Origin of the sequence: Paraferrimonas sedimenticola (genome assembly GCF_002282855.1) — a bacterium.
Classification (GTDB): Bacteria; Pseudomonadota; Gammaproteobacteria; order Enterobacterales; family Shewanellaceae; genus Paraferrimonas; species Paraferrimonas sedimenticola.
The window spans coordinates 89,000-114,513 of record NZ_NRIR01000003.1 but is presented as its reverse complement, the minus strand read 5'-3'; the positions used below and the strand labels follow the sequence as shown (position 1 = coordinate 114,513).

Here is a 25,514-nt window from a genome sequence, read left to right as displayed (position 1 = left end):
TACCCTTATTGAATCAAATGCAGGCCAAAGGCGGCGTTGACAATCAATCCCACCCAAATCAAATAAACGAATGGGCGTACGCGTTGTAAGCCAGTTAGCATGAGTTTGTCAGACTGCTCGCTAGCACCCTGTTGCATCATTTGTCCAAACCCTTGAATGAAAGGTTTTAGTTGCAGACGAATACCCAGACCACAAGCCACCATGGCGGCGAAAATCAGTAGTTTCCAGGCCAGCCAGTCCACTTGAATCTTGCCAGCACCCGCAAGCGAGGTTGCGCCAATATAAATGCACAGAGCGATGACCGCTAAACGAAAACCGAAGTCAAATTGCGTCAGTGGCTTGATAAAGGCTTTACCGTGACCGAAGTGAATCACCAGCACCATTGACACCCACAACAGGCACACCAACCAAAGCGCGGTTAATTGCAGTCCGGATACCTGAATTAAGCCCGTCATGGCCGCCATATGAACCCCTGGCCCTAATATCAATGCCATACAGATTCTCGGACCTTGGTCGACGCCCATCATAATGTTCAACGCGGTATGACGCTGTGCTGGCGTTAGGTCGGTTTTCACCACATAACGCGAAGCATAAAAGGTTCCCAAATCCCCGCCCAACCAGTAAACGAACAGGATTAAGTGCAGCAGTTTTAGCAACAGATATTCGTTCATGCACCCTCACAAGTCTTGGTAGAAGTGCTCTTTGCGGCACTTTACATAGTTACAGCTAGTCTAGAGGGGGGCTTTCCCAAACCGCATTGACACTAGTCAATTTGTCCTATTGATATGACAAGAGACTATGTTACCATCCGATCTAATGGTCAGATGCCTTATCTCAGAAGCAGTCGCGCATTTATCTGGCTTCATTTTGACTGCGCTAAGTACGATACAAATAACAAAAAGGTCGCTATGAATATAACTGACGTCATGACAGATCCCCGCCTGAAAAGCGCGCTAAATCACGACATTCCCACGCCTCTGTATCATCAGGTGTATCTGTTTTTAAAAGAAAAAATTCAGCTAGGCGACATCGAGCACGGCGAGAAAATGCCGACCGAACACCAAATTTCCGAGGCCTTTGGCGTGTCTCGAATTACCGCCAAACGCGCCATGGATGAGTTATCTGAAGAGGGCTACATTCGCCGCCAACGCGGCATTGGCTCCCACGTCACCTATCAGCACCGCAAAGAAAAAGTGCAAGCGCCGTTGAGTGGCATGCTCGAGAGTCTGCAGATTATGGGGCAGGAAACTCAGGTTAAGTCACTGATGTTTGCCAAAAAAGTACCGCCGTTAGACATTCAAAAGCGCTTTGACCTCAAAGAAGGCGAATCACTATACTGGTCGGTGCGCGTTCGCGAGTCCGACGGCGAACCTTTTGGCTATTACGTCAGTTGGACTCGAGAAATTGGCGACGATTACAACGAGGAGAACATTCTCAAGCACACTCGTTTGAAACTGTTTCGTCGCATGGGTATCAATTTGGACAAAGTCGAGCAGACACTGACTGCCACTCTGTCAAACGTGGACACAGGTCTACAATTAAATATCCCTGCCGGTAAACCTTTACTGGTATTGGATCGTTCTATGTACGACGAAAGCGGTGTACTGATTGACCATTTGTACGCACTGTACCGCCCTGACAAGTATCAATTCGAAATGGAATTTTCCATGCGATGATATAGCAAAAAGGAAACCACTATGAACGCATTGAGCCGAAACCTGTTAGCCGCTGTGTGCGCGCTTGGATTTTCATCCCTAGCCGCAGCAGAGACTCTGACCTTGAACCTTGAAGGAATCGATACCAGCAAGGGTGACTTGGTCATTCAAATCTATAACGAAGCCGATCATTGGATGGAAGAAGAAACCGAAAAGATGGCTTTGTATCAGGTATTCACCGCTGAGCAACTCGGTGAAGCCAAAAGCGTTCAAGTGGAGCTTCCACACGGCGAATACGCGATTTATGCCTACCAAGACAGCGACGGTGACAACGAGCTAGACACCAACTGGATTGGTATTCCAAAAGAGCCTGTCGGTGTTTCAAATAACGCTAAGGGCTCTATGGGTCCACCTAAGTACAAAGACGCCAAGTTTAGCTTTGATGAGAATAATTCAACTCAGACCTTTGATGTGGTGTCTATCTAGGACTAGGAGCGGTACATGCTGGAAGCCGAATGGAATCAACGTCGCTTAGATGAAAATAAGCAGAGACGCAAAGACCATAGGTCACCCTTCCAGCGCGACCGCGCCCGAGTACTTCACTCGGCGGCGTTTCGCCGCCTTCAAGCCAAAACCCAAGTGCTGGGCGTTGGTCAAAACGACTTCTACCGTACCCGCCTCACCCATTCGCTTGAAGTGTCGCAAATCGGCACTGGGATTTGCGCCCAACTCAAGCTCAAGCACCCAGAATTGGTCGACCTACTCGACAACGATGGTCTGATCGAAACCTTGTGTCTGGCCCACGATATAGGCCATCCACCCTTTGGTCATGGCGGTGAAGTGGCATTGAACTACGCCATGCGAGGACAAGGTGGCTTCGAGGGCAATGGTCAAACTTTTCGGATTCTGACCAAACTCGAACCCTACACCAAATCTGATGGCATGAATCTGGCCCGCCGCAGCCTGCTTGGCGTCCTTAAGTACCCAGCCTTAGAGTCGAGCCTGGTCAATCAGAGCAGCTATCTCACTCCAAAAGGAAGATTCCTAAAAGCCAAAGACTGGGTGAGCGTAAAAGGTGTATATAACGAAGATGCCGAAGCGCTAGATTGGGTTTTATCGCCGTTTAGCAATGGCGATCGCGACCGCTTTATTGAGCATTATCAACCGGATTCAAACAGCTATCCTCACCGCAAAACTCGTTACAAGTCATTTGACTGCTCCATTATGGAATTGGCAGACGATATCGCCTATTCGGTGCACGACTTAGAAGACGCCATTGTGCTTGGGTTGGTTCGCGTAGAAGACTTTGTTGAACAGGTGTCGTGCGAGCTTTGCCAGAGTCCAGAGCCTTGGCTAGCCGACTTGTTTGACGACTTAGCCATCGACCTGTTTAGCGAGCATCATTATCAACGTAAGGATGCCATTGGTACCTTAGTTAACGGCTTTATTACGGCCATTGCAGCGGTGCAAGTCCATCCAGAGTTTGAGCACCCATTGCTTCGATACAACGCCAAACTTTCAACGCCCTACGCCAAGGCGTTAGATGTACTCAAACGTTTTGTGTACGGTTATGTTATCCAGCGCCTAGACGTTCAGCGATTGGAATTTAAGGGGCAGCAGTTGTTAGTCGAAGTCTTTGACGCGCTGCAATCGGATCCGCAACGATTACTGCCGTCCAACACGTATCAGCGCTGGTGTGCGCACCGGGAATCTGGCGGCAGTGGCGATAGAGTGATAGCCGACTACATTGCCGGTATGACCGATGCTTTTGCACAAAAAACGCACCAAGGGTTATTTGGTGCGCTCGAAGGTTAATTTGATTACTTTTTCAGCAACAAATTGATTACAAGGTTGCTAGACTGTAGCCAATTTGCTGCCCAGAACAAACATTCCTAAATTTGTAAATGCTTGATTATATTGGTTATTTACTAATACTTTTACAATGCTTTCGAATTTAACTGCAACAAACATGCCCCAAGTTTAATTCGAACAGCTCCAGTGCTAATCTGAACAGGCTCAAACAAGGAAGCAGTTATGTTCGGTTTAGAACTCAGTTTAAATTACGTCATCCCAGCGTTGGTAATATTGGTCACCGGATTGTGGCTAATGCGCTCTCGTGACGATTAGCCACCGGCCAATCCAGGGAACAGACCTTTAACTCCAGCTGCCAGTATTTCGATACTGATAGCAAGCATGATGAGACCCATAATACGGGTGATCACGTTGATCCCGGTTTTGCCCAGCATTTTGAACAAAATGGGGGCGCTGCGAAACAAAGTCCAACTTACGATACCAAACGCGATTACCGCTAAGCCCATACCCAGCTTATCTAGCCAACCCGGATACTGCGCCGAATACACAATCACAGATGAAATCGCACCAGGCCCTGCCATTAAGGGCAACGCCAATGGAACCACAGCCACCGACTCACGAGCTGCAAACTCGCGGTTTTCTTCTTGGTTGCTTTTAACCTCACCCAACTTACCTTGCAGCATCGACAGCGCAATGATGGCAATAAGAACGCCACCTGCGATTCGAAACGCTGGAATCGAAATACTAAACAGCTGCAAAATCATCTCACCAGCCACAAGTGTTACCAGCAGAATGATAACTACCGCTAGGTTAGCTACGTTACTGGTCTGGTTGCGCTCAGCGTCATTTTGAGAACTGGTTAATCCAACGAATACAGGCAACAGACCAACCGGATTGATGATCGCCAATAAGCCCAAGAAAAACTTTAAGTAAATAGTGAAGTCCAAGGTGCCAAATCCTATTCAAATACCGCCCACTAAAATTCGGCGCTACTTTACCCCAGAAGACAAAGCCGACAAAGTGAAATTTTTATGCTTCAGAGACACATAATTAATTAGAAAAACTAATCTGTGATCTGAGTAACGTAAGCCGCTATTCCTGACAACACTATAGTTGGTTTTTTCACACTCCCACAAAAAACGGCTCACCTTAGTGAGCCGTTTGTTTTATAGCGTCTAGAACTACTTAGCAGTCCACTGCCCCATCCAATCCAGTACATTGTCGTACCAAAGGATTAAGTTGTCTTGATTTAGGATCCAGTGGTTCTCATCTGGGAACATCAGCAACTTCGAAGGAATGTTATTGCGCTGCATGTAACCAAACGCCGCTAGGCCTTGGCCGTATGGTACGCGGAAGTCTTTTTCACCGTGAATGACTAGCATAGGTGTCTTCCAGTTCTCTACGTAGTTCACAGGATTGAACTTCTCGTACAGCTCTTTGTTTTCGTGGTACTGACCACCAAACTCGAACTCTGGGAACCACAGCTCTTCGGTGACATAGTACATAGAGCGCATATCAAACAGACCGGCGTGATTCACCAAACAATCAAAACGCTCGCTCCAGTTACCCTGGATCCAGTTCATCATGTAACCGCCATAGGAGGCGCCTAGGGCACAAGTGCGCTCTGAGTCTAACCACTTCTGCTGCTTAACCACGGCGTCAAAACCTTTTTGCAGGTCTTCTAGTGGCTTGCCGCCCCAGTCTTTCGAGATTGAGTCGGTGAAGGCCTGACCGTAACCGGTAGAGCCGTGGAAATCGATCATCACCACACCGTAGCCTGCAGCGGCCCATAATTGTGGATTCCAACGACCACTGAAGCTATTACCAAACGAGCCCTGAGGACCACCGTGTACCAAGAAGGCAATTGGGTACTTCTCACCCTCTTTAAAGTCGTAAGGCTTGAGCCAGTAGCCGTGAACGGTCTCGTTGTTCCAGCCTTTAAAGGTGAACTGCTCGAACTCGGTGAATTCGATATCTTTTAGCTTGTCTTGGTTAACCGAAGTCAAACGACGCTGGCCAAAACCATCGGTGCCAATGATGTGCAAATCACCTGGCTCAATTAGGGTTTTAAGGTTGTACACCAGTTTGTCACCGGCTTGGCCGATAATGCTGGCAGAACCTTCCTGCAGCACTGGAACAATGTCGCCAAACTGAGTGTTAACCGCAAAGATAGACACCTGACCCACATCTTGTGCAGTCACGTACAAGGTGCGGCTGTCGCTTCCAAAAGTCAGCGAACGCGCGCTGCGATCCCACAGGGGAGCCACTTCTTTGGTTTGTCCGGTCACGGTATCACGCAACATGATGGCGTTGCGGTCCGCTTCAAATCCTGGGCGTTTCATCGCTGTGTAGGCCATGTAGCGGCCGTCTGGCGAGAAAGTTGGGTGGGAATCCCACGCCTTATTAGCCTCGGTTAGGTTTTGGGTTTCACCACCACCAACCGGCACTTGGAACAAATCGTAGTTAGTGGTCCAAGCTTGGTCTTTGCTCGGTGCTTTGGCACTGTAGACAATGTGCTTACCGTCTGGAGTGAAGGTCACCTCTTCCATGCCAGAAAACGGCAGTGGTGGGGTTTCGGTGTCCATGCCAGCGGTTACATCGACTAGCTCGCCTAGCAGGCCTTTGTCATTAATGCCGCCAACAAACAGGTGGCTGCGAGTGTGATCGCCCCAAGTATCCCAATGACGAACCATCAGCTGCTCGTAAACCTCGCCTGAGGTTTTCTTGACTTTGTTAGACTCGATGCGATCAGCGCTGCACTTAAGGCTGTCGCAGTCTGGGAAGACGCGCATGTTCAAAACCACTTGCTGACCATCGCTCGATAGCTTGTAGCCTTCAACGTCAAGCGGTAGTTCACTCACTTGGCGGGCTTCGCCACCGGTCAGCGGCAAATGCCACAACTGGCTTGAGCCAGAGCGCGCGCTCAAAAAGTAAATGCTTTTACCGTCAGGGGCGAAACGCACCTGATGCTCGGTGGCGGCATTGTGGGTTAGCTGCTCTGGCTGAGCGTTTTCGTCACTTAACGACAAAGCGTACAAGTTCGACTCTTTGGCGCCGTCGGCTTCCACTAGAGTTACCGCATAGATAACTTGTGAGCCGTCTGGGCTAACTGCCGCTGAGTGCAGCTTGTTCAGTCGCGCCAAGTCGCGTACGTTAAACGGACGCTTTTCGGCAGCGGTCTCGGTAGCAGCTGGGGTCTCTGCCAAGGCAACACCACTGACACTTAGTGCCAGCAATGCGCTAGTGATGGTTTTTAGTTGCATGTAACTATCTCTATTTCTTATTGTGCGTTGGCCAAATTCACTTTCCAGATGGCCGGTCCTGTATCGTGGGCATTCACCCCGTCAGAATCCACAGCCACCGTCACTGGCATGTCTTTGACTTCAAATTCGTAAATCGCTTCCATACCTAGGTCTTCAAAGGCAACCACGCGTGATTTCTTAATCGCTTTCGCTACCAGATAAGCTGCGCCGCCTACCGCCATTAGGTATACCGCTTTGTGTTGTTTGATGCTTTCTACAGTTGCAGGACCGCGCTCAGCTTTGCCAATCATGCCCATAAGGCCGGTTTGCTCAAGCATCATGTCAGTAAATTTATCCATACGGGTGGATGTGGTTGGTCCGGCAGGGCCGACAACTTCATCTCCTACAGGATCAACAGGGCCTACATAGTAAATAAACTTACCATTGAAATCGACGCCTTCAGGCAAGCCTTCGCCGGATTTTAATAGGCCTTGAATGCGTTTGTGAGCGGCGTCGCGTCCGGTCAAAATCTTTCCGGATAACAACAGAGTATCGCCACTCTTCCACTCTTGAATTTCTTCTTGAGTGATCGCGTCTAAATTGACTCGACGAACGCTTTCGCCCACTTCCCAGGTGATTTTCGGCCAATCGTCCAGACTCGGCGGTGCCAGCTCGGCTGGGCCATCGCCGTGAAGATGAAAATGTACGTGACGAGTGGCGGCACAGTTAGGGATCATCACAACCGGCTTAGAGGCGGCGTGAGTTGGTGCGGTTTTCACTTTGATATCCAACACGGTAGTGACACCACCTAGGCCCTGAGCACCAATGCCGGTCTTGTTACAGCGGTCGAAAATCTCAAGACGCAGCTCGTCTTCGGTGGTCTTGGCACCCGCTTGTTGCAACTCGTGAATATTACACGGCTCCATTAGCGACTCTTTGGCCATGACCGCGGCTTTCTCGGCAGTACCACCGATGCCAATACCCAACATGCCCGGTGGACACCAGCCGGCACCCATGGTCGGTAGGGTTTTCTCAACCCATTCGGCTACGTCATCTGATGGGTTTAGCATCACCATTTTGGATTTATTCTCAGAACCGCCGCCTTTAGCCGCGATCATCACTTCAACGCTATCGCCAGCCACCAGCTCTTGGTGTACAACGGCTGGGGTGTTGTCTTTGGTGTTCTTGCGCTTTCCGGCCGGGTCGGCCACGATTGACGCGCGCAGAGGATTATCTGGGTTGTTGTAGGCGCGGCGAACGCCCTCGTCCACCATCTCTTGAACCGTCATGTCGCTGTCCCATTGAACGTTCATGCCGATCTTTACAAAACAGGTAACAATCCCAGTGTCCTGACACAGTGGACGCTTGCCTTCAGCCGACATGCGCGAGTTAATCAGGATCTGAGCAATGGCGTCTTTGGCAGCGGCACTTTGCTCGCGCTCATAGGCATCCGCCATCGCATCGATGAAATCTTTCGGGTGGTAGTAAGAAATGTACTGTAGGGAATCTTCGATACTGTCGATAAAATCCGCTTTTTTTATGACACTCATTGTCTACTCCTTCTATCGCCCTTACCTAAGACGATTTTTATCGTTATGCGGTTAATCCTTATCGGCGAGTATGATACGCTTTTGCACCCCGCTAGACTAGGGCGAATCGCTAAACTAACAATCCCTTATGAGTAACCTTATACATCAGCTATCACTCAAATGGCCCGAGCAACCTCTGGAATGGTTTGCCAAACTGGCGCACCTGCCTTGGGCCATGTTGTTAGATTCGTCAAACGCCAAGCACATGGATGCCCGCTACGATATTATTGTGGCGGACCCGCTGGCGACTTTGGTCAGTAAAGATGGTGAAAGCAGAATTACTCAAGACTCTAGCCGCCAGGTCAGCAATGACGACCCGTTTGAGTTGTTGCAAGGACTGTTAAACGATTATTTCCCAACACCCATCAGCAGTGCTTTGCCATTTAGTGGCGGCTCTTTGGGTTACTTTAGTTACGACTTAGGCCGCTACTGCGAGCAAATGCCAAACACCGCGGCACGCGACATCGACACCTATGATATGGCTGTGGGTTTGTATGACTGGGCCTTGATTGCGGACCACCAACTCCAGACGCTCACTTTAGTACACTGCGGCTGTGAGCAGGGACTGCAAAGTCGAGCGCGTTGGCTAGAGCAACAGGTTGCCCCTAAGCTGTCGCCATTCTGTGCCAACGGCGCATGGCAACTGCAGCAAACTCAAAGCCAATACAACCAAAGCTTTGAGAAGATTCAACAGCACCTACTCAGCGGTGATTGTTATCAGATTAACCTAACTCAACGCTTCGAGTTGGCCTATCAGGGCGATGAGTTCGAAGTCTATCTGCGCCTAAGAGAGCACAATCAAGCCCCCTTTGGCGGCTTCATTCGGCTAGAGGACCACGCCATTTTGTCGTTGAGCCCTGAGCGTTTTATTCAGGCCAAAGGTGGATGGATTGAGACCAAACCCATCAAGGGCACTCGTCCGCGCTTTGACGAACCAGATGCCGACCAAGCATCGGCCAGCGAATTGGCCAATGCCGACAAGGACCGCGCAGAAAATCTGATGATTGTGGATCTGCTCAGAAACGACTTTGGGCGAGTGGCCGGGCCCGGCAGTGTTGAAGTGACTAAGCTATTTGCGATTGAGAGCTTTCCAGCAGTACACCACTTAGTCAGCACCATTCAGGCGCAATTAGCGCCAGGACTGAAGCCGTTAGACGCCCTGCGAGCCGCCTTTCCGGGTGGGTCGATTACCGGTGCGCCAAAAATACGCGCTATGCAGATCATTGAAGCTCTCGAGCCCTCTCGTCGCAGCGTTTACTGTGGCAGTTTGGGGTACGTCAGCCAAGACGGTCAAATGGATACCAGCATTTGCATTCGCACCTTAGTCGCTCAGCAGCAAACTTTGTACTGTTGGGCCGGTGGCGGTATTGTTGCCGACTCGCAAATGAATGCCGAATACCAAGAGACTTTTGACAAGGTCAGTAAAATTCTACCGATTCTCGCCCCTGTTGAAGGCCGCGACTAATCCTACAGACTCAGGAACAACAAACATGTCCGAATTAAAGCTGTCTCGAGAGCCAAAAGAAGCCTTGGTCAACAAGCTACAGAAGTACTTTGAGCGCGAGCTCGACTACGAAATCGGTCAATTCGACGCCGAATTCTTGTTGGACTTTATCGGTGAAGAGTTGGGCCCTCATTTCTATAATCAAGGCATCAAAGACGCCAGAGCCATAATGGACGCAGGTATTTCAGCGATTCAGGATGACTTATACGGTGCCGAGCAAGCCGTCGAATAATAGCCAAGCAGGCTATTACTGAACTCACAAAATTAATAAATAACAGCCAGTTAGATTGTCCATTGGTTGTAATGCCACAATCGTTTTTGTACAAAGGCTACTCACCTTCTAAATGGAACTTAGGATTTATGATGTTGGCTCGTTGTATCAGCCGTTACTCCGCCGGGATTGCGCTTTGTACTTCTCTTTTTGTTGGCAATTTGCACGCGCAAACCTCACCTCACGCCATCGAATTTGGATTGGATACGGGCATTGGTGAGAGTAAACAACTGGACCAGAAAGATGATGTCCACAGTCGTTTTTCGCTGGCCTACCGTTATCAATTCAGTCAACACTGGAGCGCACAACTAACGGGCACTGAAAGTATTCTTAAATTGCCCGGTGTTGCTCATCAACAATACAGTGTTCGCTTTGGCACCGAGTACAAAGCTCAACTAACCAATACCTTGTTTTGGATAGCTAACGCCGGGTTAGGCAAAGACTTGCTAAGCCAAGAGGCTAAGGACTTGGGGTTTGACCACGGCTTGGGGGCCTACTTAGGTACTGGGCTGAGGTTTGAATTCGACAGTGGTTTTAACTTGTCCGCCACGCTGGCTTACGAAGATTTTGAAATCTACCGAGCGAGCGTGTTTGGGGTTAACTTAGGTTACCGTTTTTAATCCAGACACAGCACAAACTTCGTGACATTTGGGCCAGAACATCCCTAAGATAAAGCTAATGCAACTCATTCAAGGGGAATTATGCAACTGGCCGAAGCTCGCTCGCGACTATTGTTAAGCCAACAGGCACCCGCCTCCCCTTACCCTGTCCACAATAAAGCTAACTTAAAGCAAAGCGCTGTATTGCTTGGACTTTGGGACGGTCCAGAAGGCGTGCATATCTGGTTTACTCAAAGGCCAATGTACCTAAAACATCATCCTGGCCAAATCAGCCTACCCGGCGGCAAGTATGAAGATGGTGATACCGATTTAACTCAAACCGCCCTGCGCGAGGCCTTTGAAGAGATTCATCTCAAGCCGCAGCAGGCCGAAGTCATTTGTCGCATGCCGACTCACTACAGCCATACCGGATTTGCAGTCACCCCAATTGTCGCCAGCATAGAAAGAGACTTCTCACCAATTGCCGATCCCAACGAAGTCGCCGATTGCTTTTCTGTGCCCCTGAGTTTCTTTTTGAACTCAGAAAACCTCCATCAAATGCAGGTGCAACGTAACCAAACTCAATACCCTGTGTACTTTATGCCCTATCAAGGCCGCTTAATCTGGGGTGTAACTGGTGCAATTTTGTACCAATTTTCCCGCAGCTTGATTTAAGCCTCGCCAACATCCACAAAAATCCGCTGGATTGCCTTGATTTAACGACTTTTTGCTTGTTTTAGTTGATGCCCAAGGTAAGATGTTGGGTTTCATAATCTATTCTATAAATCAGTCTTTTTTTGGAGCAGTAGTCAGCTATGACAGTGGCAAGCGTTGCAGCAATTCTAAAAGGTGAACACGCCGTCGGTTCGAGCGTCACCGTACAAGGTTGGATCCGCACCCGCCGTGATTCAAAAGCCGGTATTTCTTTCTTAGCCGTTTACGATGGTTCGTGCTTCGATGCCATCCAAGGTGTTGCCGCTAATTCCCTGTCAAATTACCAAGACGAAATCCTGAAGCTTACTGCAGGTTGCTCGGTAGAAATGACCGGTGAAGTGGTGGAAAGCCCAGGTAAAGGCCAAGCCTTTGAACTTCAAGTGACCGGCGTCAACGTGGTTGGCTGGGTTGAAGATCCAGACACTTACCCAATGGCCGCTAAGCGCCACTCGGTAGAGCACTTGCGCGAAGTGGCTCACCTGCGCCCTCGTACCAATATCATTGGCGCTGTGGCTCGTGTGCGTAACTGCTTGTCGCAAGCACTGCATCGCTTCTTCCACGAACAAGGCTATTTGTGGGTTTCTACCCCTATCATTACCGCTTCGGACACCGAAGGTGCTGGTGAAATGTTCCGCGTGTCGACGCTAGACATGAACAACCTGCCGCGCACTGACAAAGGCGATGTAGACTACGACCAAGACTTCTTTGGCAAAGAATCGTTTTTGACTGTATCTGGCCAGCTCAATGGCGAAACCTACGCCAGCGCCCTGTCCAAGATTTACACCTTCGGCCCAACCTTCCGCGCCGAGAACTCAAACACTTCGCGTCACTTGGCCGAGTTTTGGATGGTGGAGCCTGAAGTGGCGTTCGCCGATCTAGACGATGCCGCTGCATTGGCCGAAGCCATGCTGAAGTACTGCTTTAACGCAGTACTAGAAGAGCGCCGTGACGACATGGAGTTCTTTGCTCAGCGCGTTCAGAAAGACGCCATTGAGCGCCTTGAGCGTTTTGTTGCCGCTGACTTTGCTCAGGTGGACTATACAGACGCGGTAGAGATTCTGAAAACCTGTGGCAAGAAGTTCGAGTACGACGTTGAGTGGGGCGTAGACTTGCAGTCTGAACACGAGCGCTTCTTGGCCGAAGAGCACTTCAAAGCCCCTGTGGTTGTGAAAAACTACCCGAAAGACATCAAAGCTTTCTACATGCGCATGAACGAAGACGGCAAAACCGTTGCCGCCATGGATGTGCTAGCACCAGGTATCGGTGAAATCATCGGTGGTTCTCAGCGTGAAGAGCGTTTGGACGTGCTGGATGCTCGCATGGAAGAGATGGGTCTCGAGAAAGAAGACTACTGGTGGTACCGCGATTTGCGTCGCTACGGCACCGTGCCTCACTCAGGCTTCGGTCTAGGCTTTGAGCGTCTGGTTTCATACGTGACCGGCGTTGGCAACATTCGCGACGTGATTCCCTTCCCGCGTGCACCGCGCAGCGCGAACTTCTAAGCGATGGCTGCTTAGTAAAAAGGCTCCTGTTGAGGAGCCTTTTTAGTATGCATTCGTCGTCCTTTCACCGATTGGGGCGAATTCGCCCCATGCTATAAACGCTCACATAGCGGCCATCGCGAAAGGCATCGTCAGGATGCTCTCCCTCAATCTCGAACCCACACTTTTTATACAAAGTGATAGCCGCCTGATTGTCGGTATATACTTCCAGCTCGACTCGGTGGATATTGAGCCAGTTGTCGCACATATCCAACGCAGCTTCTAGCAAAGCAGTGCCTACGCCCTTGCGCAACGCGCTGGCGCAAACCCCCATTCCGAAATCAGCAACATGCTTGCGACGGGGTCGCGCTTGGGTCATCAGGCCCAATTGGCCGACAAGTCTACCGTCGATTTCGGCCACCAGACTATAGAATTCGCTGCTTTGAGACGCGTATCTTTGCTGCCACATTACTTCGGATGGATATGGTAATTGCAAAGTACCAGCATAGGCGTGTGGCTGCTCGTAGATAGCTTTAATCGCAACTGCGTCACCTGGTTCTGCGGCCCGTACCTTGATTGTCATTATCCAACTCCCCTACTAAATGTGCTCTCTGTTACAGTCCGACTTTTTACTCTTAAGTGCAAGTATGACCTGGGCTTTTTACTATTTGCCAGGCTCGAATCTAATGGCTTTTATGCGCTCAAATCCAAATAACCAACTTACAAAAACTAAAAATCCCGAGATAAGCACTTAATCTCGGGATCTCGAAGAGTTCGCGATTAGGGTTTTCGGGATAACTCGTCACGAGGAGGTGGCGGTGGAGTTTCGTGATGGTCCAATATCAAACCACCAGGCAATCGACTCAAGCCGGTAGGCCGACTGCGCAATTGTTCGCGCTCAGCATACTCAGCTATCGAGCTTTGGCTCAAGCGAGCGCGCAAGTATTTTCTCGCTTCCAACAAAGCGTGATTCTCTTGCACTAAACGTCGATTCTGTTCAGATAATGAACTCATTTCGAGTTCTAATGAATTGACCTCTACCGCCATCCGCCAACTGTATAGGGCGAGGCTAAGCAAGGCTAAACAAGATACAAACAACAGACCACTGATTACTTTCATCGCTACTCCTTTAGCATTTCAGTAAACAAAACCCGATTGGGATTAATACCTTAGCAGACTTTCCTTTGTCTGGCTTAGTTCTTTGTACAGAAATTACGCGCTTTGAGCAATAGCTTTATCCAGCTCTGCGGCAAACGCGTGTCTGTCTTGCTGACTCAAGGGCGGCGGTCCACCGGTATCGATTCCACTGCCGCGCAAGCTGTCCATAAAGTCTCGCATGTTTAAACGACCGCCAATGTTGTCTTTCGTGAAGCGCTCGCCTCGTGGGCTCAGCGCGTGCGCGCCTTTAGCGATAACCTCAGAAGCTAGCGGAATGTCGGCAGTTATCACCAAGTCCCCTGCTTCGGCACGTTTTACAATTTCGTTGTCGGCGACATCAAAGCCCGAGGGCACTTGTAACATGCGGATATTGGCTGCTTTTGGTGTGCGCATACCGTGATTAGCCACCAGGGTCAGCATTAACCCCGTGCGTTGAGCGGCTCTAAATAGCGTCTCTTTGATGACGCCAGGACAGGCGTCCGCATCGACCCAAATATTCATAGTCAGTCCGGTGGAGGAGCATGGCCCACAAGGATAACAGCGCAGAAACCGGCTTGGCTAGTAAGACAGCTAAACTAGCCATCGCTATAACCACTCCGGTCCTGCGATGGCTTGCTAGGCTTAACTCTGGTTGCTAGTAGTAGATAAACTCCCAGCTTGTTCCTCACCACACAAGCCGGCGTGCTTTGCATTGAATTTTCTCACGTGTTCTCGCAGTGGAACCGCTCGTATTTCGGTCACTAGGTTCATTGCGAATACATAGGCGATGACTCCAATCCAAGCGGCAATTTGAATACTTTGAGAAAAGTTTGGGTCGTCCAGAAGATGCAATATTGTCAGCAACAGCAACGATGTCAGCAAACAGCTAATCAGAATGTTAGCGCTATTACTGAGGCGAAAGGTGAGTTTTCCTAGGGCGATGTCGTATTTAATACAGGCCTTGCCGCCAAAAGGCACCAAGCTTATCTGAATTTCTCGCTCTTTACGTTTGAGCGGGTAGTCGAGGGTTTCGAGTTCTGAATGAATCTTATCAAGCATGGAGCCTCCTTGTTCCAAGAGCTAACAGTGAGAACTTCCAAATAACACTGAGTTGTTGTGAATTAGAGCTTAGCGAATAATTCGCGCCAGGCAAATTTTGTTACTCGCCGGCGAGTATTTCATCGATATAAGTACACCAGGCATCGCTATCGAGATCTGGTTTGTCCTGGCTATCGCGGATCCCAAGCTTAAACTCAACCACAGAGCGCCATTCTAGCGAGCCCAAATCCGGACCGTGTCCCTGTCCATCGCCACTGGTGACTTTGTCTTCCACCTTCTGGTTCCAAGCTTCAGAGCAAGGAGCGATGGCCGCAGAACCTGTATCAGGAGTGACTTCTGCGCAGGAGGCAAGTGAGCTGATAACAACGAATAAAAACCAGGGACGCATGAACGACTCCTTTTGCCAAATCAATTTGCGAGCTTTATCTTCACATGGCGCTGATGCTGATATTCTCTTAGCAACAAGAATATCGGCAATCCCAAAGATGGTCCCACTACAAAGGTCGACACAATAGGGAGCCACAGCATTCTAATACCAAGCTTGGTGCCCTCGACGATAATCAAGCCTAGCACAACAATCGAAGTTAATATGACATCCATCCAAGCAAACGCACCGACTCTCGTATTTATCGCTTCGGCCACTAATAAACTAGGATTCAAACCATTTTCAAACAACCAAGGTAAAAACGCGCTATAGGGCAGTAATAAACCTAATACGCACAGTAACCCATAGAATAACTTCACCACAGCTTCCTCGTTTTCATCCCTGCTCTACAATCGGTATTGGCAAAAGCTTTCAAAAAGCACTTAGTCAATATCACCTCAACCTACCCTTTCGCCGGCTCGACTTTAACTCTGATCAAACCAACCTTGTTATTCATTGTTTTGGAAATTATTGTTCGCAGAAAAACTCGGTTCAACAGAGTTATCAAACCAAAGCGTAAATAAGTGATCTAAAAGCTGTAATTAGTCGCGATTCTAATCCTATATAGGTAGGCAAGCTGCTGAAAATATTGCATTTATGTTACTAAGATAAGCTGAATTAGGAACTCTATATGAGCAATGTAAACAGCCGACGTTAAACACAAAATCACACATTGTGGCAACGAGTACACACGGCGCATTTTTTGTACAAGCCTAAAGTTGAGTTATGCAAGTCAACGGGTCAGTCGAGGCAATCATGCAAACTTGGTATTTGGTACAGTGCAAAAACAACAACGAGCTACGCGCTCATCAGTCGCTACGCAGCGATGGACGCCAGTCGGTTTTGCCACAAGTGCTAGTGGATAAAGTACTGGGTGATGATGGCCAAGCCTTTGGTGAGCCAATGTTTCGCAATCTGTTACTGGTTTGCGCCAATGAAACCACAGATTTAAATGCCTTGCGTCAAACTCGTGGGGTTGCCGATATAGTGAAGGTGAACGGAGAGCCGGTAGAAGTGAGTGCTATCGTTGAAGCATTGCTGCATTGCCGCCACGCTCATCTGCCTGGTTTGCAAAACGACACTGGTTGCGCCGACAAGCGCCTGCTAAATCAACTAAAAATTCTGACTCAACAAGCTTGCAGCGTTAAGCGCACCGAATCGCTGCTGCGCATGGTTAGCAAGCAGACCCGTCTACACTAATTCAACTAGGATTTAGTACATGACACTGGCGCTGAGCAGCGCCAAAGTGGCCACAAAAGGCCCGATGCCCGCCATAGTGGCGTAAAAGCGCCCGCCCTGCCGGTAGCAAAACACGCTGTAGGCATACCAGATACACTGCAGGCCATAGATGATGGCCAAGAACACCACCAAACCGTATACCTGTGAAATCGCCACATACTCAGTTGCGGTCGCGCCAAGTGTAATTGCCACTACGACGTGAAATCCTGTCAGTCCGTGGTACCAGCCTCGCAGAGCTAGCTGCTGATGATTGGGCAGCTGCTGATAAGCACCGTCTTCCCCCAACAGCGCCTTGTATCCAATCAAGTGCCAAATCAGGGTTAACAGCGCCGCCAGTGCGCCAATCATCAGAGCGCCGCTCATAAATATCTCACCTTAGCTTGAATGTCTCGCGATGGCTTGAAGCGCTGCTCGGTAGCCGGTGTCCCTAGATATAAAAATCCCACCAACTTGTCGTCGCCGGTGATATCAAATGCCTCGCGCACCACAGGGTGCTCTGCATAGCTGCCGGTGCGCCAAATACCTGCAAGCCCTTGGGCTACTGCCGCCATTTGAATCGCATGCACCGCGCAACCGGCGCTGATGTGTTGCTCCCAAGCGGGTACTTTTGGGTGCTCAGTAATTCGAGAAATGACCGCGATGATCATCGGCGCGCGGGTTGGCATCTTTGCCGATTTAGCAATGCCCTCTTCGTCGCTGTTGTTGGCCTTGGCCACCTCAACGAAAATATCAGACAGGCGCTGCAGTCCTAGGCCCTCAATAACCACAAACTCCCATGGCATCAGGTTCATGTGATCAGGGGTTCTAGCTGCAGCGTCGAGCATGACTTGCAATTGCTCTGGGCTTGGGCCCGGAGCGATTAATCTAGGACAAGATTGACGTTTGGTCAGTAACTCTAATGCCTGCACGGGCGCTTCCTTTTTGCGGTGTTAGCAACTTGTTGCCATCATAGCAAAAGCTTACCCGACCGTGGGCTGAGTTTGTAGCCGTTTGGCCAGATAATAATCAACACTGGTATAGCGACCACCACCTAGCACCAGCAGCGCCAACAACATCACAAAATAGGTAATGGCAAATTCGATACCATTGTTGAGTATGACCACGTTGCCCGAGCTGGTTATCCAGTCATAATTACTGTGCTCTTGCAGGATAGATTTGGCGCGGTCGAGTTTTTCCACCGATTCCATTACGCGTTCGTTGGCCAGCCATGAACCAGAATCGGCAATCGCCAACCAGCCATTTTTCCAATGCACAGCAAAAGCGGCCACCAGCATAGTTACCATCAGCGGGATACTAATCAGTCGAGTTGCCAGACCAAAAATCAGTAGAATGCCGCCAAAGAATTCGGTTCCCGCAGCCAAAGCGGTCATCAGTTCGGGAAAAGGTAATCCCAATCCCCAGTCCGGGTTGCCAAACCACGCGGCGGTAGATTCAAAATTCGACAGTTTGTTGTAGCCGGCCTGCATCATGATAGGCGCTAGGTATAAGCGCAAACCCAACGCTGCCAAGCCATCAAGGTGATCCGTGACGTTACTGAATTTTTGATAGAGCTGGGTTAACATGGCGTTTCTCCGCATTTCGTCCTTGCTTCTAAGACCCAGTAAAGCATAGGAAAATTTCATCCATATGGGAGCTGTTATGAAGATCGATTCTCGTATCCTCAAGGAATCTGTCGAACTGGAAACCTTTGGCCCAATTCAAATTCGCCTGCACAAGCGCGCTGACTTCCTGTGGTTTACACTGGTTCCGCTTATCGAAAACGCCACTGAGCTCACGGACTTAAGCGTTGGTGAGCAAATCCAGCTAATGCAGGCAATTGCTAAAGTGGAAAGCTTCATGAAAACCCAGCCTGAGCATCAAAAGCTCAATGTGGCAGCGTTTGGTAATGTGGTTAGTCAGCTGCACATTCACTGTATTTCGCGCTTTGACAGCGACAGACTGTGGCCAGCTCCGGCATTTGATAACACTGAAATAGAATGGCGTTCAGAGGACAATTTGAAAGGGTTAGTCGATGCTTGGTCTAGTCATCCTGAATTGACGGCCTAAGTCCTTGTAGGCTAGCCCAGCGCTCCTCGTCGCTGAGCACACCTTTGAAGAGTAACGGTAAAATACCAAGCCTGTCGCCTTCGTGGCTCATTTCCCTGACGCTGATGGCCAGTTGTTTGGGGTCAGCATCGATTTCGATGAGCCAACCAAAGCGGCGCAAGGCACGATGATGCTTAGCCGCCAACATAGGCTGAGCGCTCAAGCGCTCAAAATTACTTTTTATCAACTCGAGCTTACTGGGGTCTTGTACTACAGCGGCCAACACTGCATCTAAATAACGCCCCTGATTGGGGCGCTCTTTAAGTCGAATCCGTCCTAACCCACTGCCGCGAAATCCTCTTTCTTTGCGATTGTTGCGCCTCATGCCTTGGCGGCCAGATCGGCCACGTCATCACGCATTGAGCCGAGTTTGCGCAGCATGCGTTTGCGCTGCTTATCCGACAGGTCCTTGTGAATGTCCACTAATAGGTCAAGCAGCATCACACGGTTTTCATCCAATTCGGCTTGCAAGTCTTCACTGCGCAGACTCTCGGGATTTTCTAGCAGAGTCGTTAGCTCAAGCTCAAAGGTTTCTCCTTCACCTCGTCGGCTGAGCACCTGAGCAAATTCATCGGTCCACGCGGCCTGATAAATCTTACGAGTCCGGTAGGTATCGTTGATTTGTTTCAGATAAAGGGTAATGCGCTCCATTTGCGCGGTCTGAACCGAACCTAGATTCTTTTTGAGAGACTTGCGCCAACCCTTTTGGCTCTTTTCTAAGCGCTCTTCAGGGGTAAGCTTTTCACGCTCTTTAATGCCCTTTTGTTGACGCTCTTTTAGGTTGGTAATGAGCTGGTCGACCTGATCGTCTGAAAGGGTTGGCAGCAATCGATTCAGCGCGGGCGTCGTCTGCACCAAAATGGTCTTCCAATACACGGCTAGCTGATCCAAGTGCCACTGAAACTGCTCAGGGGTCATGCTGTCAGAACTGAGTTCATCGAACAACTTACTGAGCTGGTCGCGGTACTTGGGCATTTCCTCGCGCTGGTGCCACACCAGCAAGGCATCGATTTCTTTGTCCAGCTGCTTTTTCTGCTCGCGATCCAAATCGACGTAATCTTCAAGCTCCCACTCAATCGCCCAATCGGCAAAGTAGTAACCCATCTTCACCGATGAACAACCAGCCATGGTCACCACAGCAAGCAACACCAACCAACGCAAACCCTTCATGCCCGACCTTAAAGCTCAAGTATTATTATTCTCTAGAGTAGCGATTATGGTTAAAAGTTCCAATTGCTAATGTCAGACAAAAGCGTTTCGGATTGTGTCTGTGCATCAGGGGCTTGCGGCATCAACTGGTACCAATACCAGCTGTAACACTGCATTAAAGCCAGCGCGCCTTGCATTTGTCGCTGTGTGATGGGGGCAAGTTCTGTGGTGGGTTGAGCGTCTTGATGAATATCCACTATGCGCTGGGTCCAATCGTACTTTTTCGCTTTACCGAGCAAGCCGCCTAACATCAAACTGGCAAGCTCAAGTGCCAAGGGCGCGGTGGCGGCGTACTCGTAGTCTATCAAGTAGCAATCAAGGCCATCGTATAGCAAATTGCCCGAATGCCAATCGAGGTGGCAAAGCCCCCAAGCCACAGGGGCACTGTTGAGCTGGACTATCGCTCGTTTAGCCACAGATGCCACCTGTGCCTCTGCGCTCAATCCCAGAGGCTGGCACAATTGCTGATACAAACTAAGTCGCGCATCGAGTTCCATCTTGGGCAGGCTTACTTCAAGCTTGGCAAATTCGCTTATCAGCCTGTCTAAATGCCCTTCAAGCAGATGCTCGGGCAACGACCGCTGCTCTACCCATTGGCACACGCTTAGCTCATCGCTCATCAGCACAGGCGTTGGTGAGATTGCCGCCTTGGCTGCAGCCTGCCACACAGTTCGTTCGTGTTGGCGGTTAAGCCAGGCCTGAGTCTTATCGGTAAGCAGGCGTACGTGCCAAGCACTACCTTGAGTGCTTACTACTTTGTAGTGTTGGTTAGATAAGCCCATGTGCAAGGCTTGAATCGATTCTATCGGCTCTTGGAAACCAGCACTTTTGAGCAAGCCTTCAAGCCACTGCATTGGCCAACTCGGCTTGCTGGGTTTGGTATTTCTTGCGCCATAGGAAGTAGGAATAGCCCGCCATGACGGTGTAAAACACGAATAGCGCCGAGGTGAGCATTAAGCCTTTTTGCAGATACAGGTAGATAGAAACCAGGTCGATAACCACCCAATAAAGCCAGTTCTCCACCACCTTTTTGGCCACTAAATAGGTGGTCATCACCGCAAAACTGGTGGTTAGCGCGTCTAGATACGCCAAGTCGGCATGAGTGTAGTTGTCCATCACATAACCCAGCACCAAGGCAAACACCGCACAACCTAGGATTAATTTGAGATGAGTCGATAGCGACCAGACAGTTAAACCGATACCCGAGTCGTTACCCTGTGGGCCAGGGCCAAAGCGCCACAGCCAAAAGCCGTACACCGCCATCCCCATGTAGTAGAGATTGAGTGCCGACTCGAGCAGCAGCGCCACATGCCAAAACAATAAGGTGTAAATCAAGGTGCTGGCAAAAGCCGCCGCCCAACACCAGAGCTTGGTGGCCATTGCTCCTAGTAAATAAAGCACCGACAGTACCACTGCCAGCCCTTCCCACAGACTCAAAGCCTGCACATCACCAATAACGCCTGAAAACCAATCCACTGCCGGGTTTACGCCTCTTGCTCAGTTTCGTCTTGGTAATTCAAGTTCAAAGGGCCTGGAATGAACTTACACACCATCACCGCCTTGCCGTATTTCTCAAAAGCCGCGGTCATCTCATCGTGGAGCAAGGTCATAATTTGCTGGCTCTCGCCTTGAATTTGGGTGCAGGTGGCTGTGGTGCGCCGCTCAATCTCTGGGTAACTGGCCAGACGCTCGATAAACCACTTAATCGGCGGAATATAGTCTTGGTTGAACGGGTAAAAAGATATCTCAACGGTCAAAATCATGGTGCGCTCCTACAACCAATCGATACTCAGGCTAAGCCCCACATGGCGGGGATCGCCGTAGCGTATGTACTGTTTGGGCACCCAGCCTAAATCCGGCTCATTGCCAAAATAGAAACCGCGGGTGCCGTAGCGGGTATTGCCCAAATTGCGTCCCCACAGACTCACTGACCAAAAATCCCCTTGGTAGCCCACCTGCGCATTAGCGATGGCGTAGCGCTTGGAGCGAGAGTTGTGACTGTCCGAATAGAAAAACGCACTCTTACCACTGCCATTTAGGTTGGCAAACCAGCCCATATCGCTTTTGTAGTTCAACCCAAGACTATAGGTTTGTCGGGGCGCATGGGCCAAATCGCGCCCGGTCAAATCAACCGGATTGCCACTGGAGTCCAGATAGGTGTAACTGCCGTATTTGGCCTTGAGCCAACCTAGGCTACCGTACAACTGCCAATTGGTGTTGAAGTCGTTGCTAAACTCAAACTCAAAGCCTTCTGACTTGGAGCTCGCGGCATTGGCCGTATACAAAACAAAGCGCTGCGGGTTGTCAGGGTCTTGTTGTGACGCTTGCACTTGCTGGTTGCGACGGTCCATACCAAAAATCGCAATATTGGTGCGCAAGTTACCCTCGCCCCACACAGATTTAAAACCAAACTCCAGGTTGTACAGGGTTTCTGGGTCAAAGGTTTTGAACTGGCTTAAGTTGGGCGGCAAGCCCATGTTAAATCCACCGGCTTTATAGCCGCGGGCGGCACGCCCGTACACGCCATGGGCCTCACTAAAGGCCAAACTCAGTGCCAAATGGCCGCCCCACATGTTGTTGGTCGGGTCAAAAGCGTCGTTATTGGTGTCTTGGTATTCCGCTTTTCTTCGCTCAAATCTAAGTCCGGTCGACAAGCTCAATCCACCACCAAAATCCGTGTCCAACTGGCCAAACGCCGCTAAGTTAGTGGCCTTGTATTCTGAGTACAGTACTTGGTCTGGAAAGCCGTTGTACTCAGAGTACAAGTCGTTGTTCTCATCCAGTTGCATCCCGTAAAGACCAAACAGCCAGTGAGTCGAATCGACGAAAATTTTAGAAGCTTCAGTCGAGCTAAATCGAAACTCTTGTGAGACAGTTTTGCGCTTGGCTTGTTTGTCCCATATGTAGTCGTACTGGCATGGCTCAGTGGCAATCACATTACCTGCCGCATCGTATACAGGGCATTGGCGTGAAGCCCAATAGTCTGGATTAGCCCAGTCGCCGTCATATGCGTGCCTGTGGTCGCTATCGGCAAGGCTGGTTAGTGAGACTATTTCTAAGGCGTTAAAGCCCGAGTAACGGACTTTAAGCGAGCCCGCTGCGGTTTGCTGAGAATCTTCTCCGGGCTTGTCGGTTAGCGTGTCGAAGCCGTTGTTGTCCAGTGTCCAAACGTCATAACCATTGTTGAAGTTAGCCCCGAGCAAAGTCAGATCTATCTGCCAGTTATCCTCGCTGCCCGGCAGCCAGCGCAATTTTGCTCGAGCGGTCAGCTCGTCGCGCTTGTTGGTGTCTTTTTTGTTTAGATAGCGATTGTTGCGAAAGCCGTCTTGATTGTGCTGCTGCACCGCCACTCGATATTGCAGAGATTCAGAGGTATTTAGCGCACCGGAAGCGTAACCGGCAATCGAGCCTAAATTATCTTGGCCCACGCGCGTTTGCAGACCGTATTCTCGCTCGGCGGTGGGATCTTTGGATTTTATGTAGATAAGCCCAGCCAGTGCATTGGCGCCAAAGCGCGTGCCTTGAGGGCCTCGAAGCACCTCGACTTGTTGCACGTCAAACAGGCTGGCGGTCATTCCCAAACCGGATAAATCGATATCGTCGACAATAAAGCCTACCGATGAATTGGGCGCGCCTTGATACTCCTCTTGCTCGCCCACGCCGCGAATTTGAAAGTAACGCGGACGCGAACTACCACCGGCCCAGTTAAGGTTGGCAATACCGTCTAAGGTTTGCTGAAAGTGTTGTTGGGCTTCGTCGGCGAAACGTTGCGCATCGACCACACTAACGCTGCTGGGGAGCTGCGACAGAGGCGCTTGGCGGTAGTCGGACGTGACCGTAATGCGCTCGATGGCGTCAAGTTCTTCGGCGTGCAGTGCTGGCATGCTGAAACACAAGGCCGCACTGGAGAAACAAACAATGGGAAAGCGAATATTCATAGCACCTCACGACTTAGGGCGTGTTGCGTTCGGCGCGGTTGGGTTGCCCTCCCTACGCCGGTATTAACCGTATCAGGTTCGAAGGGTTCGCAATCAAGCGTCTCAGTTGCGTTTACAGACTCAACGCAGCACCCCTAGGCATTCGCGAAGTATAGCGTAGCGGTCGGTCTAAACAAACCGACCGCTGATAAAAATTTCAATTAACAGAAAGGTTTAACTCGACCGCCACCACAGTTGTGAGCGATGGCTTCGCGCACGTAAACCTCAAACTTAACCGCAGTATTGTTCGGCGCCAGCGCGTTTACTGGCAATTGCTGACCACCGTGCAGTTTGACGCTTTTCCAAGCTTGTCCTTCATCGTCAATGGCATAACCGTTGATATCAAACCAACTAAAGCGATACTGAACTCGCATGTCTGAACTGGCGCGAGAAACCAGCACTGCAGAACCTTGCATTTGGTCACCCTGCAAACGATTGCGCACCTGAGCAATGGTCACTTTTTTCTCAAATGAACTATTGTCGATGCGGGTGGTGCCATCAGAACTTACTGACACTCCGCCGGTGCTCGGGGCACAGGCAGCCAGCACTGCAAGGCTTGCCGCCAATATCAACGAACGATAAAGCGATGTCATACTCGCCTCCTTAGTCAATCAAAAAGTGCGCCCTAGCCGTAGCTATGGGCTGCTTGCGGTTAGCCTGCCAGGCCACCACATTCACGTTGGCCACTCGCCTACCCTGGCGAGTAATTTGGCAACGCACATAACTATCTCGGTGATATCCCGCTCGAATATAATCGATAGAGATATCTACTATTTTAGGCACTTTGGTGGTTTGCATCGCCAACATCAAATGAATCATGGCCGACATTTCCATAAAACCTGAAATCACACCGCCGTGCAACGCAGGCAAGGTTGGATTGCCTAAATTGGATTCACGACAGGGCAAAACGAAAACGTACTCGTCGCCAAAACCCTTGCATTCCATGCCCAAAAAGCGCGCGTAAGGAAATAGTTGCAACAGACTATCGTAGTCTTCAGCTTCAACCGCCGATTTAATGTCATCCGCGAACGCCATCGAGCCCCTCCTGCAGTACATTGCGAAAATCTTCGGTGAGAACGTCTGGGCCAATGCGCATGAAAGAACCAACAACATGGGCAATCGCGTCTTGCGGATCGTCTTGATAGGCCACCCCACGAACGAACGCGATGTTGTGGGTGATTTTGTAGCAGGTCACTCTTCCGTACACGGGTTCATTGGGTCTGGCGGACTTCATGTAGTCCACGCGCAAATCGAGTGTGGGAGATAATTCAAGTTGCTGGTCGCGATTATAGCTAGCGCACACCACAGAAGCACCAGAGGCGGTATCCATTAACGTGGTAATACTGCCACCGTGCAGTACGCCAGTTTCAGGGTACCCCACCAACTCAGGGTTGTACGGCAAACACAACTCTACAAAATCTGGGCCGGCGTCTTTGACGTTCAAGCCCAAAAAATGACAGTGAGTCAGCTGGTCGACAAATGCCGTTGCCAAGCCTAGGTAATTAGTATCACTCATT

Annotated in this window: 32 protein-coding genes and 1 riboswitch; of the genes, 10 read left to right on the top strand and 22 right to left on the bottom strand. The window is 50.1% G+C overall.

Features of this window, described 5'->3' with window-relative positions:
- Positions 1 to 5: 5 nt before the first annotated feature.
- A complete protein-coding gene (locus CLC93_RS06435; RefSeq protein ID WP_095505148.1) occupies positions 6 to 671 on the bottom strand; it encodes a hypothetical protein in 666 nt (221 codons plus the stop codon).
- A gap of 237 nt (positions 672 to 908) precedes the next feature.
- Between CLC93_RS06435 and CLC93_RS06430 the strand changes: the two genes are divergently transcribed.
- From CLC93_RS06430 to CLC93_RS06420, 3 genes are read left to right on the top strand one after another with little or no spacing between them, the layout of a single operon-like run.
- The gene (locus CLC93_RS06430) at positions 909 to 1,676 is read left to right on the top strand and encodes a GntR family transcriptional regulator (RefSeq protein WP_169902858.1); all 768 of its coding nucleotides are present in this window, start codon (positions 909 to 911) and stop codon (positions 1,674 to 1,676) included.
- Between the two features lie 21 nt (positions 1,677 to 1,697).
- The gene (locus CLC93_RS06425; RefSeq protein WP_095505146.1) at positions 1,698 to 2,141 is read left to right on the top strand and encodes a DUF2141 domain-containing protein; all 444 of its coding nucleotides are present in this window, start codon (positions 1,698 to 1,700) and stop codon (positions 2,139 to 2,141) included.
- A 15-nt stretch (positions 2,142 to 2,156) separates the two neighbouring features.
- Positions 2,157 to 3,470, top strand: coding sequence for an anti-phage deoxyguanosine triphosphatase (locus CLC93_RS06420; protein WP_095505145.1), 1,314 nt, complete (start codon positions 2,157 to 2,159; stop codon positions 3,468 to 3,470).
- Positions 3,471 to 3,778: 308 nt separating this feature from the next.
- Here the strand turns inward: CLC93_RS06420 and CLC93_RS06415 are convergent, their stop codons facing one another.
- From CLC93_RS06415 to CLC93_RS06405, 3 genes are all read right to left on the bottom strand, one after another.
- Complete coding sequence (locus tag CLC93_RS06415) at positions 3,779 to 4,414, bottom strand: YchE family NAAT transporter (RefSeq protein ID WP_095505144.1); 636 nt, start codon at positions 4,412 to 4,414, stop codon at positions 3,779 to 3,781.
- A 234-nt stretch (positions 4,415 to 4,648) separates the two neighbouring features.
- Positions 4,649 to 6,730: a S9 family peptidase gene (locus CLC93_RS06410; RefSeq protein ID WP_095505143.1), complete on the bottom strand. Its 2,082-nt coding sequence runs from the start codon at positions 6,728 to 6,730 to the stop codon at positions 4,649 to 4,651.
- 17 nt (positions 6,731 to 6,747) lie between these two features.
- The gene (locus CLC93_RS06405; RefSeq protein WP_095505142.1) at positions 6,748 to 8,259 is read right to left on the bottom strand and encodes a fumarate hydratase; all 1,512 of its coding nucleotides are present in this window, start codon (positions 8,257 to 8,259) and stop codon (positions 6,748 to 6,750) included.
- Positions 8,260 to 8,386: 127 nt separating this feature from the next.
- On the opposite strand from CLC93_RS06405, the gene pabB reads away from it, so the two are divergent.
- The 5 genes from pabB (at position 8,387) to asnS (ending at position 12,888) form a co-directional block, all read left to right on the top strand.
- Positions 8,387 to 9,763 (top strand): aminodeoxychorismate synthase component I, encoded by a 1,377-nt coding sequence (pabB, locus tag CLC93_RS06400; protein ID WP_095505141.1) that lies wholly within the window; start codon positions 8,387 to 8,389, stop codon positions 9,761 to 9,763.
- 25 nt (positions 9,764 to 9,788) lie between these two features.
- Positions 9,789 to 10,034 (top strand): DUF2164 domain-containing protein, encoded by a 246-nt coding sequence (locus CLC93_RS06395; RefSeq protein ID WP_095505140.1) that lies wholly within the window; start codon positions 9,789 to 9,791, stop codon positions 10,032 to 10,034.
- A gap of 128 nt (positions 10,035 to 10,162) precedes the next feature.
- On the top strand, positions 10,163 to 10,693 hold the full coding sequence (locus CLC93_RS06390; RefSeq protein WP_169902856.1) for an outer membrane beta-barrel protein: 531 nt from the start codon (positions 10,163 to 10,165) through the stop codon (positions 10,691 to 10,693).
- 81 nt (positions 10,694 to 10,774) lie between these two features.
- The gene (locus tag CLC93_RS06385; protein ID WP_095505138.1) at positions 10,775 to 11,347 is read left to right on the top strand and encodes an NUDIX hydrolase; all 573 of its coding nucleotides are present in this window, start codon (positions 10,775 to 10,777) and stop codon (positions 11,345 to 11,347) included.
- A gap of 140 nt (positions 11,348 to 11,487) precedes the next feature.
- Positions 11,488 to 12,888, top strand: coding sequence for an asparagine--tRNA ligase (asnS, locus tag CLC93_RS06380; protein WP_095505137.1), 1,401 nt, complete (start codon positions 11,488 to 11,490; stop codon positions 12,886 to 12,888).
- Between the two features lie 64 nt (positions 12,889 to 12,952).
- Here the strand turns inward: asnS and CLC93_RS06375 are convergent, their stop codons facing one another.
- The 6 genes from CLC93_RS06375 to CLC93_RS06350 form a co-directional block, all read right to left on the bottom strand.
- The gene (locus tag CLC93_RS06375; RefSeq protein ID WP_095505136.1) at positions 12,953 to 13,450 is read right to left on the bottom strand and encodes a GNAT family N-acetyltransferase; all 498 of its coding nucleotides are present in this window, start codon (positions 13,448 to 13,450) and stop codon (positions 12,953 to 12,955) included.
- 197 nt (positions 13,451 to 13,647) lie between these two features.
- Positions 13,648 to 13,986: a hypothetical protein gene (locus CLC93_RS06370; RefSeq protein WP_095505135.1), complete on the bottom strand. Its 339-nt coding sequence runs from the start codon at positions 13,984 to 13,986 to the stop codon at positions 13,648 to 13,650.
- A gap of 93 nt (positions 13,987 to 14,079) precedes the next feature.
- Entirely contained in the window at positions 14,080 to 14,526 is a 447-nt protein-coding gene (locus CLC93_RS06365) for a YaiI/YqxD family protein (protein ID WP_095505134.1), read from the bottom strand.
- Between the two features lie 120 nt (positions 14,527 to 14,646).
- Positions 14,647 to 15,063 (bottom strand): hypothetical protein, encoded by a 417-nt coding sequence (locus CLC93_RS06360; protein WP_095505133.1) that lies wholly within the window; start codon positions 15,061 to 15,063, stop codon positions 14,647 to 14,649.
- 100 nt (positions 15,064 to 15,163) lie between these two features.
- Positions 15,164 to 15,451, bottom strand: coding sequence for a hypothetical protein (locus CLC93_RS06355; RefSeq protein ID WP_095505132.1), 288 nt, complete (start codon positions 15,449 to 15,451; stop codon positions 15,164 to 15,166).
- A 20-nt stretch (positions 15,452 to 15,471) separates the two neighbouring features.
- The gene (locus tag CLC93_RS06350) at positions 15,472 to 15,807 is read right to left on the bottom strand and encodes a DUF2834 domain-containing protein (RefSeq protein WP_095505439.1); all 336 of its coding nucleotides are present in this window, start codon (positions 15,805 to 15,807) and stop codon (positions 15,472 to 15,474) included.
- A gap of 436 nt (positions 15,808 to 16,243) precedes the next feature.
- Here CLC93_RS06350 and CLC93_RS06345 point away from each other — a divergent pair, with 436 nt between their 5' ends.
- Complete coding sequence (locus CLC93_RS06345; protein WP_169902855.1) at positions 16,244 to 16,687, top strand: transcription termination/antitermination NusG family protein; 444 nt, start codon at positions 16,244 to 16,246, stop codon at positions 16,685 to 16,687.
- 12 nt (positions 16,688 to 16,699) lie between these two features.
- Here CLC93_RS06345 and CLC93_RS06340 read toward each other — a convergent pair whose 3' ends face one another.
- From CLC93_RS06340 to CLC93_RS06330, 3 genes are read right to left on the bottom strand one after another with little or no spacing between them, the layout of a single operon-like run.
- A complete protein-coding gene (locus CLC93_RS06340) occupies positions 16,700 to 17,089 on the bottom strand; it encodes a hypothetical protein (protein ID WP_095505130.1) in 390 nt (129 codons plus the stop codon).
- Positions 17,086 to 17,634: an NAD(P)H nitroreductase gene (locus CLC93_RS06335; protein ID WP_095505129.1), complete on the bottom strand. Its 549-nt coding sequence runs from the start codon at positions 17,632 to 17,634 to the stop codon at positions 17,086 to 17,088. The genes CLC93_RS06340 and CLC93_RS06335 overlap by 4 nt, the downstream gene beginning before the upstream one ends.
- Before the next feature lie 51 nt (positions 17,635 to 17,685).
- On the bottom strand, positions 17,686 to 18,288 hold the full coding sequence (locus tag CLC93_RS06330; RefSeq protein ID WP_095505128.1) for an HvfX family Cu-binding RiPP maturation protein: 603 nt from the start codon (positions 18,286 to 18,288) through the stop codon (positions 17,686 to 17,688).
- Positions 18,289 to 18,364: 76 nt separating this feature from the next.
- Between CLC93_RS06330 and CLC93_RS06325 the strand changes: the two genes are divergently transcribed.
- Positions 18,365 to 18,772 carry an HIT domain-containing protein gene (locus CLC93_RS06325; protein WP_169902853.1) on the top strand — a complete coding sequence of 136 codons (408 nt, stop codon included), beginning with the start codon at positions 18,365 to 18,367 and terminating at the stop codon, positions 18,770 to 18,772.
- Here CLC93_RS06325 and CLC93_RS06320 read toward each other — a convergent pair.
- The 9 genes from CLC93_RS06320 to CLC93_RS06280 form a co-directional block, all read right to left on the bottom strand.
- Positions 18,747 to 19,136 carry a hypothetical protein gene (locus tag CLC93_RS06320; protein ID WP_095505126.1) on the bottom strand — a complete coding sequence of 130 codons (390 nt, stop codon included), beginning with the start codon at positions 19,134 to 19,136 and terminating at the stop codon, positions 18,747 to 18,749. The two genes, CLC93_RS06325 and CLC93_RS06320, sit on opposite strands and share 26 nt — an antisense overlap.
- Positions 19,133 to 19,981 (bottom strand): DUF6279 family lipoprotein, encoded by an 849-nt coding sequence (locus CLC93_RS06315; RefSeq protein ID WP_095505125.1) that lies wholly within the window; start codon positions 19,979 to 19,981, stop codon positions 19,133 to 19,135. The genes CLC93_RS06320 and CLC93_RS06315 overlap by 4 nt, the downstream gene beginning before the upstream one ends.
- A gap of 50 nt (positions 19,982 to 20,031) precedes the next feature.
- A complete protein-coding gene (locus CLC93_RS06310) occupies positions 20,032 to 20,874 on the bottom strand; it encodes a phosphotransferase (protein WP_095505124.1) in 843 nt (280 codons plus the stop codon).
- Positions 20,861 to 21,496: a nicotinamide riboside transporter PnuC gene (pnuC, locus tag CLC93_RS06305; protein ID WP_095505123.1), complete on the bottom strand. Its 636-nt coding sequence runs from the start codon at positions 21,494 to 21,496 to the stop codon at positions 20,861 to 20,863. Before pnuC ends, CLC93_RS06310 begins: the two co-directional genes overlap by 14 nt.
- A gap of 8 nt (positions 21,497 to 21,504) precedes the next feature.
- The gene (locus tag CLC93_RS06300) at positions 21,505 to 21,783 is read right to left on the bottom strand and encodes a hypothetical protein (RefSeq protein WP_095505122.1); all 279 of its coding nucleotides are present in this window, start codon (positions 21,781 to 21,783) and stop codon (positions 21,505 to 21,507) included.
- 9 nt (positions 21,784 to 21,792) lie between these two features.
- Positions 21,793 to 23,958, bottom strand: a complete 2,166-nt coding sequence (locus tag CLC93_RS06295; protein WP_095505121.1) for a TonB-dependent receptor — start codon at positions 23,956 to 23,958, stop codon at positions 21,793 to 21,795.
- Between the two features lie 32 nt (positions 23,959 to 23,990).
- Positions 23,991 to 24,104, bottom strand: a riboswitch (TPP riboswitch).
- 54 nt (positions 24,105 to 24,158) lie between these two features.
- Positions 24,159 to 24,590, bottom strand: a complete 432-nt coding sequence (locus CLC93_RS06290; RefSeq protein WP_095505120.1) for a YcfL family putative periplasmic lipoprotein — start codon at positions 24,588 to 24,590, stop codon at positions 24,159 to 24,161.
- A gap of 10 nt (positions 24,591 to 24,600) precedes the next feature.
- Positions 24,601 to 25,032, bottom strand: a complete 432-nt coding sequence (locus CLC93_RS06285) for a PaaI family thioesterase (protein ID WP_245837109.1) — start codon at positions 25,030 to 25,032, stop codon at positions 24,601 to 24,603.
- Complete coding sequence (locus CLC93_RS06280) at positions 25,016 to 25,513, bottom strand: PaaI family thioesterase (protein ID WP_095505118.1); 498 nt, start codon at positions 25,511 to 25,513, stop codon at positions 25,016 to 25,018. Before CLC93_RS06280 ends, CLC93_RS06285 begins: the two co-directional genes overlap by 17 nt.
- Between the last annotated feature and the right edge of the window lies 1 nt (position 25,514).

Coding starts and splice junctions, on each gene's coding strand:
- CLC93_RS06435 (WP_095505148.1), bottom strand. CDS start 671: ATGAACGAATATCTGTTGCTAAAACTGCTGCACTTAATCCTGTTCGTT.
- CLC93_RS06430 (WP_169902858.1), top strand. CDS start 909: ATGAATATAACTGACGTCATGACAGATCCCCGCCTGAAAAGCGCGCTA.
- CLC93_RS06425 (WP_095505146.1), top strand. CDS start 1,698: ATGAACGCATTGAGCCGAAACCTGTTAGCCGCTGTGTGCGCGCTTGGA.
- CLC93_RS06420 (WP_095505145.1), top strand. CDS start 2,157: ATGCTGGAAGCCGAATGGAATCAACGTCGCTTAGATGAAAATAAGCAG.
- CLC93_RS06410 (WP_095505143.1), bottom strand. CDS start 6,730: ATGCAACTAAAAACCATCACTAGCGCATTGCTGGCACTAAGTGTCAGT.
- CLC93_RS06405 (WP_095505142.1), bottom strand. CDS start 8,259: ATGAGTGTCATAAAAAAAGCGGATTTTATCGACAGTATCGAAGATTCC.
- pabB (WP_095505141.1), top strand. CDS start 8,387: ATGAGTAACCTTATACATCAGCTATCACTCAAATGGCCCGAGCAACCT.
- CLC93_RS06395 (WP_095505140.1), top strand. CDS start 9,789: ATGTCCGAATTAAAGCTGTCTCGAGAGCCAAAAGAAGCCTTGGTCAAC.
- CLC93_RS06390 (WP_169902856.1), top strand. CDS start 10,163: ATGATGTTGGCTCGTTGTATCAGCCGTTACTCCGCCGGGATTGCGCTT.
- CLC93_RS06385 (WP_095505138.1), top strand. CDS start 10,775: ATGCAACTGGCCGAAGCTCGCTCGCGACTATTGTTAAGCCAACAGGCA.
- asnS (WP_095505137.1), top strand. CDS start 11,488: ATGACAGTGGCAAGCGTTGCAGCAATTCTAAAAGGTGAACACGCCGTC.
- CLC93_RS06375 (WP_095505136.1), bottom strand. CDS start 13,450: ATGACAATCAAGGTACGGGCCGCAGAACCAGGTGACGCAGTTGCGATT.
- CLC93_RS06370 (WP_095505135.1), bottom strand. CDS start 13,986: ATGAAAGTAATCAGTGGTCTGTTGTTTGTATCTTGTTTAGCCTTGCTT.
- CLC93_RS06365 (WP_095505134.1), bottom strand. CDS start 14,526: ATGAATATTTGGGTCGATGCGGACGCCTGTCCTGGCGTCATCAAAGAG.
- CLC93_RS06360 (WP_095505133.1), bottom strand. CDS start 15,063: ATGCTTGATAAGATTCATTCAGAACTCGAAACCCTCGACTACCCGCTC.
- CLC93_RS06355 (WP_095505132.1), bottom strand. CDS start 15,451: ATGCGTCCCTGGTTTTTATTCGTTGTTATCAGCTCACTTGCCTCCTGC.
- CLC93_RS06345 (WP_169902855.1), top strand. CDS start 16,244: ATGCAAACTTGGTATTTGGTACAGTGCAAAAACAACAACGAGCTACGC.
- CLC93_RS06340 (WP_095505130.1), bottom strand. CDS start 17,089: ATGAGCGGCGCTCTGATGATTGGCGCACTGGCGGCGCTGTTAACCCTG.
- CLC93_RS06330 (WP_095505128.1), bottom strand. CDS start 18,288: ATGTTAACCCAGCTCTATCAAAAATTCAGTAACGTCACGGATCACCTT.
- CLC93_RS06325 (WP_169902853.1), top strand. CDS start 18,365: ATGAAGATCGATTCTCGTATCCTCAAGGAATCTGTCGAACTGGAAACC.
- CLC93_RS06320 (WP_095505126.1), bottom strand. CDS start 19,136: ATGAGGCGCAACAATCGCAAAGAAAGAGGATTTCGCGGCAGTGGGTTA.
- CLC93_RS06315 (WP_095505125.1), bottom strand. CDS start 19,981: ATGAAGGGTTTGCGTTGGTTGGTGTTGCTTGCTGTGGTGACCATGGCT.
- CLC93_RS06310 (WP_095505124.1), bottom strand. CDS start 20,874: ATGCAGTGGCTTGAAGGCTTGCTCAAAAGTGCTGGTTTCCAAGAGCCG.
- CLC93_RS06300 (WP_095505122.1), bottom strand. CDS start 21,783: ATGATTTTGACCGTTGAGATATCTTTTTACCCGTTCAACCAAGACTAT.
- CLC93_RS06295 (WP_095505121.1), bottom strand. CDS start 23,958: ATGAATATTCGCTTTCCCATTGTTTGTTTCTCCAGTGCGGCCTTGTGT.
- CLC93_RS06290 (WP_095505120.1), bottom strand. CDS start 24,590: ATGACATCGCTTTATCGTTCGTTGATATTGGCGGCAAGCCTTGCAGTG.
- CLC93_RS06285 (WP_245837109.1), bottom strand. CDS start 25,032: ATGGCGTTCGCGGATGACATTAAATCGGCGGTTGAAGCTGAAGACTAC.
- CLC93_RS06280 (WP_095505118.1), bottom strand. CDS start 25,513: ATGAGTGATACTAATTACCTAGGCTTGGCAACGGCATTTGTCGACCAG.